The 19,276-nt window shown below is 69.3% G+C and carries 17 protein-coding genes and 1 pseudogene; 11 read left to right on the top strand and 7 right to left on the bottom strand.

Annotation, left to right across the window (positions count from 1 at the left end; genetic code table 11):
* Positions 1 to 99: 99 nt before the first annotated feature.
* The 8 genes from AB0L75_RS38525 to AB0L75_RS38490 all read left to right on the top strand — a co-directional run bounded on the left by AB0L75_RS38525 (position 100) and on the right by AB0L75_RS38490 (position 7,119).
* On the top strand, positions 100 to 609 hold the full coding sequence (locus AB0L75_RS38525) for a GntR family transcriptional regulator (RefSeq protein WP_365190776.1): 510 nt from the start codon (positions 100 to 102) through the stop codon (positions 607 to 609).
* Positions 610 to 904: 295 nt separating this feature from the next.
* On the top strand, positions 905 to 1,024 hold the full coding sequence (locus AB0L75_RS38520) for a keywimysin-related RiPP (protein WP_365190774.1): 120 nt from the start codon (positions 905 to 907) through the stop codon (positions 1,022 to 1,024).
* Positions 1,025 to 1,263: 239 nt separating this feature from the next.
* Positions 1,264 to 1,680: a hypothetical protein gene (locus tag AB0L75_RS38515; protein ID WP_365190772.1), complete on the top strand. Its 417-nt coding sequence runs from the start codon at positions 1,264 to 1,266 to the stop codon at positions 1,678 to 1,680.
* Positions 1,681 to 1,837: 157 nt separating this feature from the next.
* A complete protein-coding gene (locus AB0L75_RS38510; RefSeq protein WP_365190771.1) occupies positions 1,838 to 2,464 on the top strand; it encodes a DUF5819 family protein in 627 nt (208 codons plus the stop codon).
* Positions 2,464 to 3,498, top strand: coding sequence for a hypothetical protein (locus AB0L75_RS38505; RefSeq protein WP_365190769.1), 1,035 nt, complete (start codon positions 2,464 to 2,466; stop codon positions 3,496 to 3,498). The genes AB0L75_RS38510 and AB0L75_RS38505 overlap by 1 nt, the downstream gene beginning before the upstream one ends.
* Positions 3,491 to 3,859, top strand: coding sequence for a DCC1-like thiol-disulfide oxidoreductase family protein (locus AB0L75_RS38500; protein ID WP_365190767.1), 369 nt, complete (start codon positions 3,491 to 3,493; stop codon positions 3,857 to 3,859). The genes AB0L75_RS38505 and AB0L75_RS38500 overlap by 8 nt, the downstream gene beginning before the upstream one ends.
* Positions 3,847 to 5,085: a M23 family metallopeptidase gene (locus AB0L75_RS38495; protein WP_365190765.1), complete on the top strand. Its 1,239-nt coding sequence runs from the start codon at positions 3,847 to 3,849 to the stop codon at positions 5,083 to 5,085. Before AB0L75_RS38500 ends, AB0L75_RS38495 begins: the two co-directional genes overlap by 13 nt.
* Positions 5,086 to 5,169: 84 nt before the next feature.
* Positions 5,170 to 7,119 carry a S53 family peptidase gene (locus AB0L75_RS38490; protein WP_365190764.1) on the top strand — a complete coding sequence of 650 codons (1,950 nt, stop codon included), beginning with the start codon at positions 5,170 to 5,172 and terminating at the stop codon, positions 7,117 to 7,119.
* A gap of 1,166 nt (positions 7,120 to 8,285) precedes the next feature.
* Here the strand turns inward: AB0L75_RS38490 and AB0L75_RS38485 are convergent.
* Together AB0L75_RS38485 and AB0L75_RS38480 are read right to left on the bottom strand one after the other, a co-directional pair.
* Positions 8,286 to 9,410, bottom strand: coding sequence for a histidine kinase (locus AB0L75_RS38485; protein ID WP_365190762.1), 1,125 nt, complete (start codon positions 9,408 to 9,410; stop codon positions 8,286 to 8,288).
* The gene (locus AB0L75_RS38480) at positions 9,407 to 10,069 is read right to left on the bottom strand and encodes a response regulator transcription factor (protein WP_365190797.1); all 663 of its coding nucleotides are present in this window, start codon (positions 10,067 to 10,069) and stop codon (positions 9,407 to 9,409) included. The genes AB0L75_RS38485 and AB0L75_RS38480 overlap by 4 nt, the downstream gene beginning before the upstream one ends.
* A 288-nt stretch (positions 10,070 to 10,357) precedes the next feature.
* Between AB0L75_RS38480 and AB0L75_RS38475 the strand changes: the two genes are divergently transcribed.
* Both AB0L75_RS38475 and AB0L75_RS38470 read left to right on the top strand, forming a co-directional pair.
* On the top strand, positions 10,358 to 10,867 hold the full coding sequence (locus tag AB0L75_RS38475; protein ID WP_365190760.1) for a hypothetical protein: 510 nt from the start codon (positions 10,358 to 10,360) through the stop codon (positions 10,865 to 10,867).
* A gap of 114 nt (positions 10,868 to 10,981) precedes the next feature.
* Positions 10,982 to 12,199, top strand: a pseudogene (locus tag AB0L75_RS38470) (DUF418 domain-containing protein).
* 34 nt (positions 12,200 to 12,233) lie between these two features.
* On the opposite strand, the gene AB0L75_RS38465 reads toward AB0L75_RS38470, so the two are convergent.
* The 3 genes from AB0L75_RS38465 to AB0L75_RS38455 form a co-directional block, all read right to left on the bottom strand.
* Entirely contained in the window at positions 12,234 to 13,475 is a 1,242-nt protein-coding gene (locus AB0L75_RS38465) for a cysteine desulfurase (protein WP_365190759.1), read from the bottom strand.
* The gene (locus AB0L75_RS38460) at positions 13,462 to 14,841 is read right to left on the bottom strand and encodes a family 2B encapsulin nanocompartment shell protein (protein WP_365190758.1); all 1,380 of its coding nucleotides are present in this window, start codon (positions 14,839 to 14,841) and stop codon (positions 13,462 to 13,464) included. Before AB0L75_RS38460 ends, AB0L75_RS38465 begins: the two co-directional genes overlap by 14 nt.
* Positions 14,842 to 15,124: 283 nt before the next feature.
* A complete protein-coding gene (locus AB0L75_RS38455; protein WP_365190756.1) occupies positions 15,125 to 16,105 on the bottom strand; it encodes an SMP-30/gluconolactonase/LRE family protein in 981 nt (326 codons plus the stop codon).
* Between the two features lie 137 nt (positions 16,106 to 16,242).
* On the opposite strand from AB0L75_RS38455, the gene AB0L75_RS38450 reads away from it, so the two are divergent.
* A complete protein-coding gene (locus AB0L75_RS38450; protein WP_365190796.1) occupies positions 16,243 to 16,683 on the top strand; it encodes a MarR family transcriptional regulator in 441 nt (146 codons plus the stop codon).
* Here AB0L75_RS38450 and AB0L75_RS38445 read toward each other — a convergent pair.
* Both AB0L75_RS38445 and AB0L75_RS38440 read right to left on the bottom strand, forming a co-directional pair.
* The gene (locus tag AB0L75_RS38445) at positions 16,646 to 17,872 is read right to left on the bottom strand and encodes a serpin family protein (RefSeq protein ID WP_365190755.1); all 1,227 of its coding nucleotides are present in this window, start codon (positions 17,870 to 17,872) and stop codon (positions 16,646 to 16,648) included. The two genes, AB0L75_RS38450 and AB0L75_RS38445, sit on opposite strands and share 38 nt — an antisense overlap.
* The gene (locus AB0L75_RS38440) at positions 17,869 to 19,137 is read right to left on the bottom strand and encodes a serpin family protein (RefSeq protein ID WP_365190754.1); all 1,269 of its coding nucleotides are present in this window, start codon (positions 19,135 to 19,137) and stop codon (positions 17,869 to 17,871) included. The genes AB0L75_RS38445 and AB0L75_RS38440 overlap by 4 nt, the downstream gene beginning before the upstream one ends.
* Positions 19,138 to 19,276: the final 139 nt, after the last annotated feature.

Here is a 19,276-nt window from a genome sequence, read left to right as displayed (position 1 = left end):
CCCTTCGACGACTCTTCGAGTCTGCGCCGCACCGGTGCACTGAAGGAAAAGCAGCCGCACCGGTGCACTGAAGGAAAAGCACATGGGGGAAACGCTCTGATGACATCCATACCACATCCGCCCGCGTCCAGTGCCGCTCCACTTGGCAAGGACAGTAGAGCCGGCGCCGCACCAGGTTCCGGGTCGGCGCTCTACACCCGGATAGGGCGCAAGCTCAAGCAGGAGATCGTGTCCGGTGTGTATGCACAGGGAGCGTACCTGCCTTCGTCGGGCGAACTCGGAAAGTTATATGGCGCGAACAAGAACACTGTCCTGCGGGCACTTCGGATGCTGCGCGCTGAAGGCTTGATCGACTTCGGCCGGGGCCGTGGCGCGGTCGTGGTGCACTCGGCGCACAAAGTGGGCTTCGCGGAGATATCGGAGCAGCTCCGTCACGTCGTGAACCTTGCGGACGTCTCCGGGATTTCGCGGGCGGCCGTCGTGGCTGCAATACAGCGGATTCCGCCATCGCAAGGCCCGCGCATTGCAGGGGCCTTGCCCGCTGCGGCGGCCCGACGTGGGGGAGCGGGCCGCACAGCGTTCAGGTCGCACGGGCGTGGTGCCGCGTGACAGCGGCGCCGCCGCAACAGTGGCAAGGAAGCTAATACGCAGGGTCACGATAATGCCAGGGAAGCCATCTCTCCTGGCAGAGGATCCCTTCGCTCGCGATGACTCGGAGCACGGGCAAAAGACCAGGCAGCGCCGCAGCCCCGAGGGGCGGTTGATGTAATCTCCGTGGCGACCACGCAGAGTACAGGAATCGTTCTTTCATTGATCGTCGCATTCACCTGCGCCTAGATTCACTGTCGACCGGAAGACCCCACGGGGCACCGTTTCCACTCCATACGGAAGGGAGATGAACAGCATGGGACGGAAGATCTGCGAGGCCCCGGCGATGTTCATTGCCGGTGACTTCCGACTGGACACCGGATTCCTGCGGCGCGGTCCGCATGAGCCCAAGGTTCGTCTGCCGCTGGGTTGGTAGCGATCTCTGGAGAACTATGTCGAGTCACGGCGAAAGCTTGTTTATGGCTGCCTGATTGTGGGGTCGGCCTCGCCGTGGCCTCGCATCTCGAAGAATAACGAAGAAGCAAGGCCCCGAAGCGGGCGCCGCGACCGCCATGACCCGGCCAAGGGGGCAAGACGGGATCGCGGCCTGACCTGCCATTTCCGGAACGCTTAGTTCCGGAGCGCATCCACACAAACCGAGGGGAATATATCGTGATGAGAAAACGGCTCCTGGCCGGCGCTGTTCTGGTGCCCGTTATTGCCGCCAGTATTTCTGGCCTGTTGGCAGCGAGTGCCAATGCGGCGGCACTTCCGCAGCAGAAGGTCGCTGCTCAGCAGTCGGTGGCCAGTGCGACGGTTCTTGGTAAGGGCGCGCAGCCGCAGATGCTGCATGACATCGCGGGCGACATGGTGGCGGCAATGGCCGGCGCCGCGTCGAAGGACCTGTACGACGCAAGCAAGAAGATCGTCACCAAGACGAAGACCATCACCACCAGGACGAGGAGCAGCTCAGAGTCCAGCGAGTCGTCGTCCAGCGAGTCTTCGTCGTCTTCCAGCGGTGGCCCGGTGACCAACTCTGCCGCATTGCACGGGGTCATCCCCGGCGATGTGCAGTTCAACGTCACGAACTGAGCCAATTCACGCGCATGCCCGGCGCCCCCATCTGGGCGCCGGGCATGTTTCTGGCGAATGTAGGAGTGGATTATTCTTCGCGATGAATGAACTCACAACCGCCGCATCCGGTCAATCACCCGTTGGGACCCATGTGCCCGCAAGGGTGCGGATATCCGTGCTGCTCGCGTTGGTGCCTGTGCTGCTGTTCACTGCCGCCTGCCTCGTCTACAACGCCCCGAACTCGCCGGCCAAAGCACGCGTGGCGGGGCCGGTTAACCGGTTTATGGGTGCGTACTTCGAGCAGGACTGGCAGCTATTCGGCCCCGACCCTGGCACGAGCGTGGATCTGGTGTACGTGGAGGCCCGGATCAAACCTGCGGGAAAAAACGAGGTCGTGCAGACTCAGCCGGTTGAGATAGAGGATGCCATCGATCGGACTCCACGAGACTTCCGCGTGAATCCCACGAAGCTTCCCGGCGTGATGCTGGGGTTCAACGAGTTCGCGACCAAGTACATCAAAGAAAAGGAAGAGGTCGACCAGATTCCGTCGTCCCGGCGCGCGGAGGCTCTGAAGTACCTCGCGAGCGATTTTGCTCCGGACTTCGATGAACTACAGCGATTCTTGTCGGTGCGTGCCACATCGTTGTTCCCTAATGCCCGGATCATCTCGGTGCGTGCCACGTTCCGCAGCAAGCCCATCACGCCGTTCGCCAGCCGGTACGAGTCACCGGCGCCGAAGCAGAAGATCGAGGGGCGTCTGCAGACGTCGTGGCTGACCTACGTGCCGGGAGTGGCTGACTGATGGGTACGGTACGTGCCGGGTTGGCTCGGCTGGACGCCGCGATACTGAGGGTGGCCTGCCGCGAACACCGGCTAATCGGTATCGCGCTGCTGCGGATCGTGATCGGATTCGCGACGATCCTGTACTGCCTCGCCGACTACTCCAACCGCCAGTTCTTCTGGGGGCCTCACTCCTACGACTCGCCGGCGGTCGCGTCCAAGCTGCTTCCGCACTGGGGGTTTTCACTCTTCCTGGTAAGCGACTCGCAATGGTGGTTCGAGTTTCTGTTCCATGCGACGATCGTGGTGGCTGCCGTTTTCATGGTCTTCGGGGGGCGTGCGCTTACGCTGCTCCAGGCGGTGATGATGTGGTCGCTGCACTTCCGTAACCAGGACGTCTTGGAGGGCGGCGACAACCTTGCCCAGATCCTCATCATCTTCATGGTCTTCACCGTGTCCAACGCTTATTTCGCCCCCGGTGCGAAGCAGCGGCGAGCGAAACTTCTCGGTGACGACGGACCAACACTACGGACGAGTCTGCACAATCTGGCCGCCTATTTGATCGTGTTTCAGACGGCTGTCCTTTACTTCACCGCCGGGTACTGGAAGATCACTGGCAAGGTGTGGCAGGACGGTGTCGCGATGTACTACATCACGCGGCTGACCGGGTTTCAGATGTCGCCGACGTTCGCTCACTGGATGAGCAACGCCTACCTCGGCACGTTCGTGTCCTACTTCACCATCGCGATCGAACTGGCGCTTCCCTTCGCGATCCTGTCCAGCCGCCCCTGGGTGCGCAAGAGCAACACCATCGCACTGGAGGGGCTGCATCTGGGCATCATGGCCTTCATGGGCCTGGTGTGTTTCGGTCTGCTGATGATCGGCGCGGACTGCACTTGTCTGAAGGATGAGGACTACCGGTCCCTGGGTAACCGGGCCAGGCACGTCAAAGATGCCGTCATCGTCCGGCTGGGGCTTGCCACCGCCGCCCCCCGTACCGTGGCGTCCTCGGGTGTGCTCGATAGCGCCTCCCGTCAAGAGGCCCACCATGCATGACGCCGAAGTGCTGGTCGTCTTCGACGGGACCTGTGGCTTCTGCCGTGCGGCGGTTACTTACCTCCAAAGGCGCCTGGCCCTTGCCGGTGACTGCCGCCCTTGGCAGGGCATGGACCTAGATTCGATCGGGCTGACCGAAACCGATACGCGCCAGAGCATGTGGTACTTGTCCACCAGCCGCCGTGAAAGCGGCCCAATGGCCTTCGCGGCCTGGTTCGCCACGGGCAACCGCACAGCCCGCCTCATCGGCCGTTTCCTGAGCCTTCCTGGTGCCCGGCATCTGGCGCAGGCCGTCTACTGGCTGGTGGCCCGCAATCGACACCGCATTCCGGGCCCATGGGAGCACGCGTGCACAATCTGAACGCAGACCACCACACCCGCGCGGTCGCGCGAGCGGTGGAGGAACTCCTCAATGTGTCGGCTGATCAACGGGCACGCCAGGCACCTCACCTGATCAGTGAAGTGGGCGCCGCACGCCTTGAGAGGATCATCGCCGCAACCCGCACGAGGATCGGAACCGAACAGGCCGAGGTGACGTACACCTACCGGCGAGGGATGACGATCAACGGACCGAAGGGCCGTGTCGCGGCCTGGGGCAGCCTGGACGGCGAGGGGCGGTTGGCTGGTCTCCTCATCGATGGCTCAAGTGTTCCGCGATGGTGGCCGAGTGGGATTCCGATCCGCCTGGTGTGGGCCACCGCCGCGTTCGGCATGTGGGTGTACTCGATGGTGGACCTGTCCATCGCTGATGCTACGGCGCCGACGATGCTCACCTGGTTGTCCTACGCCGTGAGCGCACTGCTGGGGTGCCTGCTGCTGATCGGCTTCTCCGCTCCGAAAGGCTTTCCGCGGTGGGTCCGCTTGTTCCCGTACATCGTCTTGGGCACCGTTGCGGCCGCATTCGTGTGGCTACTGGTGTTCCGGGGCGTCCCCGTGGGGCACGGCGGACTCGATCAGGTTGGCTACAGCCACATCGCCCTCCTCGTCGCCGCCTTGGCGTTCCTTGTACGGGGTCGCGGTCACCGATGGGGGCAGCCGGTTTCCACGCCCTTGCGCTTTCCCCTGACGGGACCCGGTTGGTACATCACACAGGGCGGCGGCAGGTTCCTGAACCACCACCGCACGGTTGCCGCCCAGCGAGGCGCGATAGATCTCGTCAAGACAGGACCGAACGGGACGAATACCGGCAGGTTCCGGTTCCTCGTTCCCTCCCGTGACCTGAACTCCTACCACGCCTACGGGCAGCCGGTCCTGGCCCCGTGCAGCGGGAGCGTCGTCACTGCTGTCGATGGCGTAGCCGACCAACCTGCCGGCCGCGTCCATTACGGGCCGCTCTACGGTAATCATGTGGTCATCGACACCGGCCATGAGCATGTGGTGCTGGCGCACCTGCGGCCGGGGACCGTCAGCGTCACCGCAGGAGATGTGGTACGCGTCGGCCAACTCCTCGGTGAGGTCGGCAACTCGGGGCGCAGCACGGAACCGCATCTTCACATTCATGCCGAACGCGACGGAACGGGCCTGGATCTCCAGTTCATCGGCGTGACCGGTGGGCTGTACCGAGGCCGAACCATCCCCGCCCCATAGCCGCGCTGTTCGCAACTCCGTCAAGGTTCCGCCCCCGTTGCTGGGGCGGACACCTTTGCCGTTCACGAAACAGAAGGCATCCTGGTGTTCCCTCGAATACACAAAGCCGCCGCGGTGGTATCAGCGGTCCTGGTCGTCACCGCATCAGCGAGTGTTGCTCATGCCGCCGACCCGTCCACCCGACATGTACTGGCCGGATCACATCCCGCCTACGGCGCACCTGCCAGCGACCAGGGCCCGATACCCGGCGATACGACCCTCACCGCACGTCTCTACCTGGGGTCCCGTAACCCTGACCAGTTGTCGACGTTCATCCAAACCATCACGGACCCCCAGTCCCTCCACTACCAACGCTTCATTTCGCCCGAGGAATTCGAGCGCCAATTCGGACTCACCGCAAGCCAGCGGAGGAACATCGCCCGCTGGCTGACCGGCGCCGGATTGAAGATCACAGCGGACACCTCGCACTATCTCCAGGTGAGTGGCCCGGAGCAGGCCATGAAGTCCGCACTCGGAACGAGCATCCACCGCTATCAGACTTCCTGGGGAGCGATGCAGGCCCCGGCGGCCGACGTGAGCGTGCCGCAGTCCGTCGGTGATGCCGTCGTGGCCCTCACCGGCATCGGCGAACCCCCAGCCGCGATGACACTCGGCCGCCCGGCCCCGGCCTCGGCCCCGGCCGAGCAGGCCACGTGCTCCGACTACTTCGGACAGCACACCGCTGCTGGCCTGCCGCCCGCCTACGGCAAGCCGGTGTCTTATGCACCGTGCCCCTACGTCCCGCGCCAGCTAAGGCGCGCCTACGGTGTCTCGGAATCCGGAGCGACCGGGAGGGGACGCACGGTCGCGATCGTCGGTGCCTACGGATCCCCCAACATGGCTTCCGACGCCGACCGTTACGCCAAGGTCACCGGCGACCATGCGTTCCGCCGAGGCCAATACCGTGAACATGTCACGCCTGCCCACTGGAAGGTAACCCCCGCCTGTGCATCACCCAGCCAATGGGCGGGCGAACAGGCCCTCGACGTGGAGATGGCGCACGGGTACGCCCCGGACGCCAATGTGCTGTACATGGGCGCCAACTCCTGCCTGGACAGCGACCTCATGGATGCCGAGGCCTATGTCATCGACCACCATAGTGCCGATGTGATCTCCAACTCCTGGGCGGAAATCATCCATTCCCAGCGAGCACACCTCACCCCTGGCTTGGTGAGCGCGTGGAACATGCTGTTCGAGCAGGCGGCAGCTGAAGGAATCGGTGTGTACTTCGCCGCAGGCGACTGCGGAGACTCCTCTCCGCAAGCTGCCGGCACCGGACTCAACTGCGACAAGAACACCACGCAAGCACAGGCCGACTTCCCCAGCGGTTCGCCATGGGTGACTTCCGTGGGCGCTACGACCCTCGCCCTGACCCGGAAGGGCGGCTACGGCTGGGAGACCAGCATGGGAGACGACCTGTCGATCCTGTCAGGCAACCGGAAGACAGCCTGGACACCACTTCCAGGTGTGTTCGCCTTCGGGGGCGGGGGCGGACCCAGCGACTTCCCACAGCCGTGGTACCAGCGCGGCGTCGTCACCGAATCCTTGGCGAACGGCCGCCGTGTCACACCTGACGTAGCTGTGGAGGGGGACGGCGCCGTTCCAGTCGCCGTCGGCTACACCACTGGGGGTGCATTCCATGTGATCGGCTACGGTGGAACCTCTGCCGCCTGTCCTGCCTTCGCCGCCATCCAGGCCGACGCCGAGCAGAAATCCGGCCGCAGTATCGGCTTCGCAAACCCCTTGCTGTACTCCCTTCACGGCACGGGCGTGTTCCACGATGTGACGGACCGCCCATCACCGGCAGAGGGCAGGCCGGTCTCCGGCGTACGGGATATGGGGCCAGCGGCCCACCCATATCGCTACATCCTCTATACCCTGGGCCGGGACTACGGCCTTCGCGCCACCAGCGGCTTTGACGATGCCACCGGCCTTGGGTCACCCAACACCAATTACCTGCGGTACTTCCAGCGGGGAGACACCCGGCCCCACTAAGTCGGGTATCCGGAGCAGGAGGCGCCGCTGGTCACAGCGACAGGCCGATGCGGTGGGCCAGGCCCCGCAGGTCACGTGCGGCGTGGGACGGCAGTTGCCGGTCGGTGAGGAACTCGACGGTGTGCCTCACCAGGGCGTTGGCGTGGATCCGCTGTGGGGCGATCTCCTCGGGCGATCAGCAGAGCCGCGACCGCCTCGGCCTCCCGACCCCGGATATGCGCCAGGGACCGGCCCAGGTCGGCATGGAAAGCGGCCTGCCGTCCCGGCGCCTCCGCCAGGACCCCGGGATGGACCCCGTTTCCGGCGGTGACGGCCTTGCCATGCAGACCGAGGTCGGTGTTCGGGCTCACCTGAGCGGTCCGTCCACTCCCGGCCCGTCTCCAGCCCGGCGAGGTAATCCAGGGACAGGCCGGTGCGGGAGGCGGGCCGCCATCGGCCGTCTCGTCCAGCTCGCGTATCACCAGATTGCTCGCATTACCCACTCGCCCAGACCGTATCCCCTGCCAGGCCAACAGCCCGTTCACTCGCTCAACGGAGGACCAGGACCCCCGTGGGAGGCCGCGTATGCCTGTCGCGGGACACATTAGTCACACCGCTGAAGACCGCGCGAGCCAGCAGGTGACTCGACTTCCAAAGCGGGGAGCGCTCTGGGCCCGGAGGAACGCGGCGCTGTGCCCGGCGTGCCCCAGTCCCTCGAGCAGATGGGTGTGCAGGGCCTCACACCCGTAGTTCAGTGGCGTGGAGCTGCCTCAAAAGTCCTCGAAAGAGCTGTTCAGAGAGGAGTTCCGCTCTTCGCGGACCGACAGTGTGGTGGTCGCGACCCGGTCGCGATCACCAGGGAGGTCCTTGCCGTGGCACCGATTCTGTTCACCGCTCTGCTGTTGCTGCCGTTCGTGACGGTGGCCGGCCCGTTCGCATACCGCGCTACGGCCCGCCACGGCCACCGCACGGTCAGACGGAGCATCGGGGACCCCGCACAAGCCCGATGATCCAGCGTGAAATCCCGGTCGCCGACCGGCCGTATCCGGTGGCTGGATCCTGGCTGGATCCGCACCGATTCGCGGTCGTTTCCGCAGGTCAAAAATCTGGGGCCGATGTTCCGCTTCAACGTGTGAGCGGATCACAAGGGCCGGGCTCTGGCGAGTCCGGCCCTTCGGCGTTTCCCGTCAGTCGCTGCGGGTCGGGATGCGGAGCTTCAGCTCGTAGCCGCCGTCGGTGGTGGGGCCGGAGTCGAAGGTGCCGCCGAGGAGTTCGGCCCGTTCCCTGAGGCCGATCAGGCCCTGGTGGGAGCCGGGGAGAGGGAGTGAGGGGCGGCGGGGCGGGGTGTTCGTGACGGTCACGCCGAAGGCGGTGTGGTCGGCGGTGTGCCACAGGCGCACGGTCGCGGAGGCGCCGGGTGCGTGTTTGCGGACGTTGGTGAGGGCTTCCTGGACGGTGCGATAGACGGCGCGCTGCGCGGTGGTGCTGATCTCGGGCGGGAGTCCGCCGGTCAGTTCGGCGTCGATGCCGCTGGTCGTGACGAGCTTGTGCAGGTCGGCGAGGGTGGGCTGCGGGGTGAGTTCCGTGGCCCGGCCCCCGGAGGCCCGCAGCAGTGTGACCATGTGGCGCAGTTCGTCGAGGGTGTCGACGCTGAGGGAACGGATGGTGCGGGCGCCCTCTTTGAAGTGGGTGTCGGTGGCGGCGACCTGGAGGGCGCCGGCCTGTACGGCGATCAGGCTGACCTGGTGGGAGACGACGTCGTGCATCTCGCGGGCGAGCTGGGCGCGTTCGCGGGCGAGGATGGCCTGGGAGTGCAGAAGGCGTTCGTGCTCGCGTGCTTCCTCGATCTCGACGAGCCGGCGGGCCAGGTCCCGGCGGGCCTGGACGAGTTGGCCCAGCAGAACGGGGGCGGCGGCGGTGGCGAGGGTGTAGAAGAAGTAGACCAGGGTCCAGGCGCGGTCGTGCGAGGTGAGGTCGTCCAGCGGCCAGGGGGCGGCGGAGGCCACGGCGAACATGATGGCGCACACGACGAGCAGCCGGCGGTCGCGGGAGCGTTCGGCCAGCGTGAACAGGGCGGCGAACGGGGCGAACACGATGTCCAGCATGAGGCTGGCGGGGAGGGTGAGCAGGAACACCGGGAGCGGGAAGCGCCGTCGTACGGCGAGCGCGGCGCAGGCGAGCGCGGCCAGGGCCTGCGCGACGCGGCTCGCGTCCGCCAGACTCAGCAGGACGTCCACGACGGCGACCGCGACGACCACGGCGTCGACGACCGGATCGGGGATCCGCGCCCACCATGCCCCGGGCGCGGTCATCGCCCGGACTCCGGGCGCCGCTGTCCCTCGTCGAGCAGTCCCGCCCGCTGTGCGAGCAGCGCCGCCTGCACTCTGCTGCCGACCCGCAGCTTGGTCAGGATCGCGGTGACGTGATCCTTGACGGTGCCCGCGCTGAGATGGATCCGCGTACCGATCTCCGCGTTGGACAAGCCCTCCGCGATCAGCACGAGCACCTCGCGCTCGCGCTCGCTGAGCCGGCCGACGCAGGCGGCCTCCTCGTCCTCGGCGACCGCCGCGCCGGGGTGACTCTGCCAGACGGCGCGGGACGCCTTCGGTGACATCACGACCCCGCCCGCGGCCAGGGTGCGGACGAGCTGGGCGAGCTGGTCGGGCTCGGTGTCCTTGAGCAGGAATCCGGCCGCGCCGGAGCGCAGCGCGGTGAGGATGTACTCGTCGGCGTCGAAGGTCGTCAGCATCGCCACCACCGGCGGAGCAGGCAGGGCGCGCAGCTGCCGCAGCACGGTCAGCCCGTCCACGTCCGGCATCCGGATGTCGAGGAGCACGACGTCGGGGCCTGCCCGCCGTACGGTGTCGACCGCCTCCGCGCCCGCTGTGGTCGCGACGACCTCGATGTCGTCGGCCCCGCTCAGGATGAGTTCGAAGCCGGAGCGCACGAGCGCCTCGTCGTCCACCACCATGACCCGGATCACGCGCGTCCCGCCTCGCCGTCCCTGTGCGTACGGCTCCGGCCGCACGCCGATGTCGATTGTCACCGGTCCGACCGTAGATCGCGATGCGCCGTCCGAGGCGGGACGGCGGGACGTTCCCGCCGATCGGGGGGAGGGTTCCAGCCGGGCGGCGGGAGTCCGGGGCCCATGGACGGGGTGGTTCCGGAAGGGCGAGGGATGGTGCCGGCGGGATCGCACCGGGTGTCCTTGGGGACGGGCCGCTCCGGCCCGGCATCCCCAGTTCCGAGGAAACCTCTCATGCTCGTCTCCCCTGCCCTCCGACGTGCCGCGGCACAGCCGAACGTGTTGTTCGGAGGTGTGTACGGAGCCGTACTGGCCAGCTCGATGGTCGCCGCGCTCACGCAGTACGGCGAGACGGGGCGCGGCGAGCGGCTGTACGACGCCCGGTGGCTGCTGATCACCGCCGTCGCCTCGGCCCTGGCGCACGGGTACGCGCACCTCATCGCCCGGCGCGGCGACGGCTCCTGTCCGGGTGTGCTCGGCGCGCTGCGCGTGCTGGCCGCCGAATGGCCCCTCGTCGTGGCGACCCTGCCCACGATCGTGATCCTGCTCGGCGCGGGCTGGGGCTGGTGGCGCTCCGCGGGCATCGAGTACGTGGCCTTCGGTTTCAACATCGCCCTGCTCTTCGCCTGGGGCCTGTCCGCCGCCCGCGCCTTTGGCCGGACCTGGCGCTCGGCCCTGGCGGTCGGCTGCGCGGACGCACTGCTCGGTGTGATCGTCGTGGTCGCCAACGCGCTCATCAAGTAGCCCGCGGCACCCCCGCGGGCCCCTGTCCGGCACCGCCCCACCCGCCGGGTGGCGGGGCTGGACCGGACAGTCGCCGGATACTGCGGGGCCGGGCCGGTCTCCAGCCTGGAGATCATGACCCACAACGCAGACGACACGGCGCTCACGCCGTCGGCCGGCGCCCCGTCCAAGGCACCCGGGACCGGACGAGTCCCGGTCGGCCGCCTGATAGGCGTGGACCTGGCCCGCGGCCTCGCGGTCCTCGGGATGTACGCGGCCCACGTCGGCCCCGACCCGTCCCAGGGCGGTGTCACCGGGCACCTCATGGAACTGGCGCACGGCCGAGCCTCCGCGCTCTTCGCCTTCCTGGCCGGTTTCTCGGTCATGCTGATCACCGGCCGCCGTACCCCGAAGACGGGGCCGGCGGGCCGTCAGGCGGTCGCCAAGGTGGTGATCCGTGCGCTGGTCCTGCTGGTGCTGGGCACCGCGCTGACCCTGAGCGGCACCCCGGTCGAGGTGATCCTCGCCTTCTACGGCCTGTACTTCCTGCTCGTCCTGCCGCTGTACCGGCTCGGCGCCCGCCCGCTGGCCGTCATCGCCGCGGCCGGTGCCCTGGTACTGCCATAGGTCCTGTACGTCGTCCAGCACGCGCTCCCCGCGGACGGGGCCGACGGCATCCGGGCCTGGCCCGCGGGCGCCGACGGCATCGTCTCGCTCCTCTTCACGGGCAGCTACCCGGCCCTGACCTGGATCCCCTTCGTCATCGCCGGCATGGCGGTGGCCCGCCTCGATCTGGCCGCCGTCGCCGTACGCACCCGGCTCGCGATCACCGGCGTCTGTCTCGCGGTACTCGGCCACGGCGGCTCCTGGCTGGCCCTGCACCTGGTCCCCGGCGCCCTGGCGAAGCTGAGCGCCGGCGGCCGGGGTGAGGGAGGATCAGCCGCGTCGGCCTGGTGGTCCGACACCTGGGGCTACCCCGACGGCAGCACTCCGGCCGGGCTTCTGGTGGCCTCGCCGCACAGTGAGACGACCCTCTCGATCCTGGCCAACGCCGGCGTGGCGATCGCGGTCCTGGCGGCCTGCCTCGCCGCGGTCGACGCCTTCCCGCGCTGCCACGCCGTGACCCGCCCGCTCATCGCGGTCGGGTCGATGTCCCTGACCGCGTACGTCCTGCACGTCGTCGGCATCCACTTCCTCGGCATAGAAGAGCTGCCCGGATCCCCGTTGCACGTCCTTGTCGGTTTCGTCGTCGCCGTCACCGTGTTCGCGACGCTCTGGTCCCGCTTCTTCCGGCGCGGCCCGCTGGAGTGGCTGCTCGGCAAGGCCACGAAGGTCGCGGAGCTGGTGCGGTGAACCGTGCGGCGCACAGTTCACCGAGCGCCGGACCTCAGGAGGCCTGCAGCTCCAGCAGCGATGCCACCAGCCGGTCCACCTCCTCCCTCGTGTTGTACAGCGCCAGCGACGCGCGGGCCGCCGAGTCGAGGCCGTAGTGGGCCAGGGCCGGCTGGGCACAGTGGTGGCCGGCCCGGACGGCTATGCCGTCACCGTCCAGCCAGTCGGCGATGTCGGCCGGCGTGTGGCCGGGCAGGGTGAAGGTCAGTACGCCGATCCGCTCGGCCGCGGGGCCCAGCAGTTCGAGGCCCGGAACCTTGGCCAGGGCCTCCTGCGCATAGACCGTCAGCTGTGTCTCGTACTCCGCCACCGCCTTGCGGTCGAAGGCCGTCAGCCAGTTGAGGGCGGACAGCAGACCGGCCACGCCGGAGATGTGGCCGGTGCCGGCTTCGAAGCGGTGCGGGACCGGGGCGTACGTCGTACGGTCGAAGCTCACCGACTCGATCATGTTGCCGCCCGACTGCCACGGCGCCATGGTCCGCAGGATCTCCGGCTTGGCGTACAGGGCGCCGATGCCCGTGGGGGCGTAGATCTTGTGGCCGGAGAAGGCGTAGAAGTCGGCGTCGAGGTCGGTCACGTCGACGGGGAAGTGCGCCACCGCCTGTGCCCCGTCCACCAGCACCTTCGCCTGGTAGCGGTGCGCCAGCGCCGTCATCTCCCGTACCGGTGGCACGGTGCCGAGGACGTTCGACGCGTGGCTGATGACCACGAGCCGGGTCCGCGCGGAGAGCAGATCGGCGTACGCGTCCTGGTCGATGCTGCCGTCCGGCCGCAGGGGTACGGGCACGACGCGGGCGCGTGTCTCCTTGGCGACCCGCTGCCAGGGCACGATGTTCGCGTGGTGCTCCAGCACCGGCACCAGGACGTCGTCTCCGGGGCCGAGGCCCGCCCGTCCCCAGCTCTGGGCGACCAGGTTGACGGCCTCGGTCGTTCCCCGGACGAAGACGATGCTCTCGGGCGAGGGCGCGCCCAGGAACCGCGCGACCGCGGCCCGGCCCGCCTCGTACATCTCCGTCGCCTCGCGCGCCATGGTGTGCGCGCCCCGGTGGATGTTGGAATTGGCGGAGGCGTAGAACGCCGCCAGCGCCTCGATCACCTGCCGGGGCTTCTGCGTGGTGGCGCCGTTGTCCAGCCAGACCAGCGGGTGGCCGTTGACCGTCCGGTGCAGGATCGGCACGTCCCGGCGGGCCGCTTCGGGTGAGAAGCCCGGGGAGCCGCTGACGTCAGGAGTAGTCATGGTACTTGGACACCTCGACGTTCTGGAGCACCGCGAGCGCGTCCTCCACCAGCACCGCCGCGTTGAAGTACGCGGTCATCAGGTACGACGTGATGCCCTTCTGGTCCACGCCCATGTTCTTCATCGCCAGGCCCGGCTCGACCTCGTCGGCGACCTTCGAGGGCCTGAGGCCCACCACGCCCTGCTCGGCCTCGCCCAGCCGCATCAGCAGGATCTCGGTCGTACCCACGCCCGCGCCCCCGGTGAACCGCACCTTGTCCGACGGCAGCAGCGGCACTCCGCGCCAGGTCAGCAGCGGGCTGCCGAAGCGGTTCTCGATCACCGGGGGCACGCCCCGGCGGGTACATTCGCGGCCGAACGCCGCGATCGCCTTCGGATGGGCGAGGAAGTACGCGGGCTGCTTCCACACCCGCGTCAGCAGCTCGTCCAGGTCGTCGGGGGTCGGCGCGCCGGTGCGCGTCTGCACGCGCTGGCCGGGGGCGACGTTGTTGAAGAGCCCGAACTCCGGGTGGTACAGCATCGAGGCCTCCTGCCGCTCGCGCAGTGCGTGAACGGTGAGGTTGGCCTGGGCCCGGGTCTGGTCGATCGGCCCGTTGTAGAGGTCGGAGACGCGTGTGTGCACACGCAGCACGGTCTGCGCGAGCGTCATGTGGTACTCGCGGGGCGCGTCCTCGTAGTCGACGAACGTCCCCGGCAGGTCCGGCTCGCCGTCGTGTCCCGCGGTGAGGTCGACGGGGACCTCGGCACCGGCCATGACATGGGCGCCGGCGACATACGCGTCCACCGCGCCCCGTAAGGCCTCGTCGCGCTCGCCGAGCCGGGCGAGTTCGGCGCGCTCCAGGCAGAGGGCGACGCCGGCGGTGAGCGCCTGCACCCGGTACGGCATGGCCTCGGCGCGGGTCCAGGCGCCGAGGTCGAAGAACTGGCCGTCGCCGATGACGTCGAGGAGCGCGTCCGCGCCGTACTGCCCGGTCGCGCGCTTCTCCGCGCGCCCGTGCACGATCACCCACAGCCGGTCGGCCGCGGCGCCCTCCTGGGCCAGTACCTCGCCGGGCTCGAAGGACACCTGCGTGAACGCGCCGGCCAGTTCCTCCAGCAGCGCGTCGTCCGCCTCGCGCAGGTACGGCAGTTCGCGGAGGTCGCCCGCGATGACGCGCGGCGTGTCGTCGTCGGTCGTGCTGATGCGGTCGTCGCCCAGGACGTACGTACGGCGCCGGTTGACCCGGTAGACGCCGGACTCGATGTCGACCCAGGGCAGCGCGCGCAGCAGATAGCGCGGCGTGATGCCGCGCATCTGCGGTGTCGTCTTGGTGGTGTTGGCGAGTTGCCGCGCGGCATCCGGGCCGAGGCTCAACCGCTCGCTCATGAAGAACTCCTCGCAGAAATGGGGGTGGGAACGAGGAGGGATCGTCTTCCTGTAGCCGGGTCGACCACAAGAGCGGATTTATCTGACGATGGCAGGAATTACCCAGCTTGCGAGGCTTGCGGCAATCGCACGCAAGCCCGAGCGGCCCTGGTCACCGCAGGTCGCGGCATGCGGGAGCGGCAGGGAATTCCTGTCCCGGCAGAGGCGGCCGTATCTCTGAATCACCCATAAGGGCCGAATTTCATCTCATATGAATGCTTTGTGAATCCCAAAGGGGCAATTATCAAAGGCGGACCCGTGCCACCGAAAACGGCGGTGTCGGCGTCCCCGGGCCCATGGGTCCGCCCTTGTCGAACTGGGAGCGGACGACGAGGAGGCCGTGCGGGCTGCGGGCCAGGGTGGTGGGGATCTGGAGCGCGGGGTCGGTCAGGGTGCGGGCCAGATGGGCCTCGGTGCCGTCGGGGGAGAGGTGCCAGCGGGTCAGGGTGTTGGTCGCGTTGTGCGCGGCCCACAGGGTGCGGTGGGACAGCTCCAGGCCGTCGCCATGCTTCAAGTCACCGCCGTACAGGGTGACTTGGCTGATCGAACCGTCGGCCACGTCGACCCGGTACAGGCCGCCGCCGGTCATGTCGACGACGAACAGCAGGCGTCCGGTGGGGTCGGCGGTGATGCCGTTGAGGGTGTAGGCGTCCTCGGAGTGCGGGGGGATGGCTCCGCTCAGGTCGAAGTGTGCGACCAGGGAGCCGGTGCCGCCGCGGGCGCGGGCCAGGTCGGCCGGGGTGATCCGGTAGACCACCGGGAGCACGCTGTCGGTGACGTACGCCGTGCCGTCTTCGGTGATCACCAGGTCGTTCAGGAAGTGCTGCGCGCCCTTTGGGGCCTCGAAGCGGGCCAGCAGGGAGCGGTCGCGCAGGTCGTACACGTCGACCCCGGTCGTGTGGTCGATGACCCACAGCCGGCCCGCCCGGTCGACCTTCAGGCCGTTGGCCGTCGTACGGCCGTCCGTGCCGGCCGGCAGGAAGGCCTCGGCGGCGCGGCTGCCGGCGGCGGCGCGGTAGACGGCGCCGTTCGTGAAGGAGCCGACGTACGCGTCGCCCGTGCGGGGGTCGAGGGCGATGCCCTCGGGGTAGGCGCGGTCGTCGGGGAGGGTGAAGGCGGTGGAGACGCGGGGTCCGGCGGCCGCGCTCGCCGTAGGCGCGGCGATGGCCGCGGCCGCGGCCGCGGCGCCGGTCAGGAAGGTGCGGCGGTGGATCGAACGGGACACGGCAGGTGCCTCTCGGTTCGGCTGCTCACTGTGTGACGGATACGAATCTATATTAGGACTCTAATCATCGCCAGTGTATTAATTCGCGTGAGCATGCTCATCCTGGCCCAGGCATTAATCTGGGCCGGGTGACCTCCATGCCCGCGTCCGAGCGCCTCGGCTCCCATCTCAAGCGGGCCGAGCAGGCCCTCAACGCGACCAAGACGGCGGTCCTGAAACCGGCGGGCCTGACCGTCGCCCAGTACGCCGCGCTGCTCCACCTCGACGAGCACCCCGGCATCTCCGCGGCCGCCCTGGCCCGGCTGTGCGGGGTCACCCCGCCCACCATGAACACGGTCCTGAAGAACCTCCAGGACCGTGAACTGATCGTCCGCAGCCCGCACGAGTGGCACAGGAACGTCCTGGAGACCCGCCTCACGGACGACGGCCGCGCCGCCCTCGTCGAGGCCGACGCCTCCGCCGTACGCGTCGAGCGGGCCCTCGCCGCGGAGTTCACCGAGGCGGAGCGGGACGCCCTGACCGGGCTGATCGCCCGCTGTGTCAGAGTCCTGGAGGAACAGCGCCCGGGAAGCTCATGACCGGCTCCGGCGCCGGATCCGTCACCCAGCCCGCCACCAGCACCAGCCGGGACTCGCGGTCGACGGCGAGGAAGCCGAAGGGGCGGTCGAAGACGGCCCGCACGACCGTGGACTCGTAGCGGTACTGCGGCGGCGCCGGTATGCCGCCCGGCTCCGCAGCCACGGCCGTCACCGCCGCCGCCCGGAAGCCCAGCGGTCCGAACTGCGCCAGCGCCGACTGGCGGGCCGCGCCGATCGCCAGCGGGTAGTCACTGATGCCGGGGAAGTGCGCGTGGCGGGCGTCCGCCGCCGCCGTCAGGCCGAACAGCGGGGCCAGCGCCAGCAGATCGTGATCGGCGCGCACCTCGTACGCCACCGTCCGTACGTCCAGCGTCAGCGGCGCCGGCGCGACGGCCGGCTGCTGCTCCACGTACAGGCCCGGCCCCACATGGCCGTGCGGCAGCGCGCCGCCCGCGGAGAGCGGCAGCGCCCGCTCCACGATCCCGACCCCGGCGGCCAGCACCTGACCCGGTGTCATCCGCTCCTCGCCGAGCACCAGATGGACGTCGACGCCGTTGTCTCCGGGCACCGTCAGCGCCGTGACGAAACCGTCCGGAGTGCCCGTCACGCCCACCCGGTCCGGCCGCGGGCTGCGCCGGTGCAGGCCGCGCAGCGTACGGCCCTGCCAGGGGCCGGCGTCCGGCCGCAGTGGCTGCTCGCCGAACGGCTGCCGCCAGGTGGTGCGCAGCGCCAGGGCGCCGGCCAGCACCATCCGGGCGTCCCTGGTCAGCGTCACCGGCATGCGCTCGACCAGTCCACCGGTCCGCTCGGCCGCCCAGGCGTCCAGCCGCTCCTGCGCGGTGACGAGGTCGTCCCCGAACACCCCGTACGTCCCGGCCGGCAGCCCGGAGCGCCACTCCTCGCGCAGGGCCAGCCCCTGGTGCGTCCACAGGCCGAGCGCCGTGTCCAGGCCGGGCACCTCGGCGAGCGCCACCAGCAACTCCCGTGCGGCACCGGCCGCGTGGTCCGCGGGCACACCCAGCGCCTCGGCCAGCTCCGCGCGCGCCGGGCCGGCCGCGCCGTCGGCGAGGAAGCCCAGCAGGGGCCAGACCCCGGGCGCCGAGAAGGCCGTGCCCTCCGGCAGGGCGTGTGCCCAGCGGGCCGTCAGCCCGTTCACCCGGCGGACCGTCTCGGCGGTCACCTTGCTCACTCGTCGTTCTCCCACGCGTCGTTCTCGTACTCGTCGTCCGGGTACTGCTCATCCGTGTACTCGGGGTACGGCAGCGGATCCGTCACCCACCCCGCCGCCAGCACCAGCCGCGAGTGCCGGTGCAGGGCGAGGAAGCCGAAGGGGCGGTCGAAGGCGGCGTCGACCCGTGTCGTGACGTATCGCAGCGGCGACGGCGCGGCGCACCCGATCGCCCCGAAGGCCGTGACCGCGGCCGCGCGGAAGCCCAGCGCCCCGAACCGGGCCAGCGCGCTCTGCCGGCCCGCCCCGATGGCGAGCGGGAAGGCGCTGATGCCGGGGAAGTGTCCCTGGCGCGTGTCCCGCGCGGCCGTCAGGCCGAACAGCTCGTGGTGCGCCAGCAGATCGTGGTCCGCCCGCACGTCGTACGCCGCCGTCAGCACGTCCAGGGTCGGCGGCTCGGGCCACGCGGACCGCTCCCTGACCACCCGCAGCCCCGGCCCCGCCTCCCCGTACGGCAGCCGGGAGCCGGGGACGACGGTGCGCGGGCGGTGCAGCAGGTCCACGCCGGCGGCCAGCACCCGGCCCGGCGCCATCCCCTCCTCGCCCAGCAGCAGATGGACGTCCAGCGCGTCGCTGCCCAGCACCTTCAGCTCGGTGACCCAGCCGTCCGGTGTGTCGGCGACGCCCACCCGGTCCAGTACGGCGCTCCGCCGCCGCAGGCCCAGCCGCTCGACGTCGGCCCAGGGCGCGTACGCCGTCCTCAGCCGCACCTCGGTGAAGGGCCGCAGCCAGCGGGTCCGCATCGTCAGCGCGCCGGCCAGCACCAGTTCGGTGCTGTCGGTCAGCAGGGCCGGTATCCGGTCGATCAGCCCGCCCGTCCGCTCGGCCGCCCACGTGTCCAGCGCCCGCCGGTCCGCCGCGAGGTCTCCGGTGAGCGCCCCATGCGCCTCGGCGGGCAGCCCCGCCTCCCACTCCGGGCGCAGTTCGAGCGTCCGCCTGGTCCACAGGCCCACGGCGGTGTCCACGGCGGGGCGGGCGGCCAGTGCGCGGAGCAACTGCCGCGCCGCGCGCGCCGCCTGATCCGCCGGGACGCCGAGAGCCTCGCTCAGCTCCGTCCGCGCCGGGCCCGTCGCGCCGTCGGCCAGGAAGCCCAGCAGGGGCCAGACCCCGGGCGCGGAGAAGACCGTGCCGTCCTGTGCGGTCGCCGCCCATCGTCCGGTGAGCCGGTTCACCGCCCGGACGACCTCGTCGCCCACCCGGTCCCCGGTCAGGGTCCCCACCCTCATCACGCCCCCCGTTTCCACTTGCCTGCCCTGCGTCCACTCGTACGTCGGTCCGGTCACCGGCCGTTCACCGGTGCCGTGCCGTCGTCGCCCGCCCCAGGAGCACCGTACCGGTGTATGTGCCGCCGCCCCTGGCCCCCAC

Origin of the sequence: Streptomyces sp. NPDC052101 (assembly GCF_040680235.1) — a bacterium.
In the GTDB taxonomy this organism is placed as follows: Bacteria; Actinomycetota; Actinomycetes; order Streptomycetales; family Streptomycetaceae; genus Streptomyces.
The sequence above is the reverse complement of the archived record's forward strand: the minus strand, read 5'-3'. Positions and strand labels throughout refer to the sequence as shown.

Bases quoted from the DNA above. Each gene is read 5' to 3' on its own strand.
- AB0L75_RS38525 (WP_365190776.1), top strand. From the start codon at position 100: ATGACATCCATACCACATCCGCCCGCGTCCAGTGCCGCTCCACTTGGC.
- AB0L75_RS38520 (WP_365190774.1), top strand. From the start codon at position 905: ATGGGACGGAAGATCTGCGAGGCCCCGGCGATGTTCATTGCCGGTGAC.
- AB0L75_RS38515 (WP_365190772.1), top strand. From the start codon at position 1,264: ATGAGAAAACGGCTCCTGGCCGGCGCTGTTCTGGTGCCCGTTATTGCC.
- AB0L75_RS38505 (WP_365190769.1), top strand. From the start codon at position 2,464: ATGGGTACGGTACGTGCCGGGTTGGCTCGGCTGGACGCCGCGATACTG.
- AB0L75_RS38500 (WP_365190767.1), top strand. From the start codon at position 3,491: ATGCATGACGCCGAAGTGCTGGTCGTCTTCGACGGGACCTGTGGCTTC.
- AB0L75_RS38485 (WP_365190762.1), bottom strand. From the start codon at position 9,410: ATGACCGCGCCCGGGGCATGGTGGGCGCGGATCCCCGATCCGGTCGTC.
- AB0L75_RS38480 (WP_365190797.1), bottom strand. From the start codon at position 10,069: ATGGTGGTGGACGACGAGGCGCTCGTGCGCTCCGGCTTCGAACTCATC.
- AB0L75_RS38475 (WP_365190760.1), top strand. From the start codon at position 10,358: ATGCTCGTCTCCCCTGCCCTCCGACGTGCCGCGGCACAGCCGAACGTG.
- AB0L75_RS38465 (WP_365190759.1), bottom strand. From the start codon at position 13,475: ATGACTACTCCTGACGTCAGCGGCTCCCCGGGCTTCTCACCCGAAGCG.
- AB0L75_RS38460 (WP_365190758.1), bottom strand. From the start codon at position 14,841: ATGAGCGAGCGGTTGAGCCTCGGCCCGGATGCCGCGCGGCAACTCGCC.
- AB0L75_RS38450 (WP_365190796.1), top strand. From the start codon at position 16,243: ATGCCCGCGTCCGAGCGCCTCGGCTCCCATCTCAAGCGGGCCGAGCAG.
- AB0L75_RS38440 (WP_365190754.1), bottom strand. From the start codon at position 19,137: ATGAGGGTGGGGACCCTGACCGGGGACCGGGTGGGCGACGAGGTCGTC.